This is a genomic window from Vibrio sp. OPT20 (assembly GCF_963889365.1).
Lineage (GTDB): Bacteria > Pseudomonadota > Gammaproteobacteria > Enterobacterales > Vibrionaceae > Vibrio > Vibrio splendidus.
The window spans coordinates 1-260 of the sequence record NZ_CAWPOA010000037.1; the positions used below are offsets into that span (position 1 = coordinate 1).

Sequence of the window (260 nt, forward strand, 5' to 3'; positions counted from 1 at the left end):
TGTGGAAGTCACTTTGACGTTCAGTAAAGCGGTTAAAGGAGACACCATTCAAGCGACGCTTGCGGGTGCAGCAGTATCAGGTTTCACGATGCAAGGAGGTGCTAAGACGTGGAAAGCAGAGGTGGCTTCTTTGGCAGACCTGGGTGATACAGTGCTTAGTGTAATCCTAGCCGTCAGTGGTTTTGGGGACGACTCGGGTAATACGGTGACGGTGGACCAACAATATACATTGCCAATCACGCCAACATTGACCATAGCCG

At 50.8% G+C, this 260-nt stretch carries 1 protein-coding gene; it reads left to right on the plus strand.

Annotation, left to right across the window (positions count from 1 at the left end):
* On the plus strand, positions 1 to 260 hold a 260-nt coding region (locus AACR09_RS08435; protein WP_339367116.1), incomplete at both ends, for an Ig-like domain-containing protein.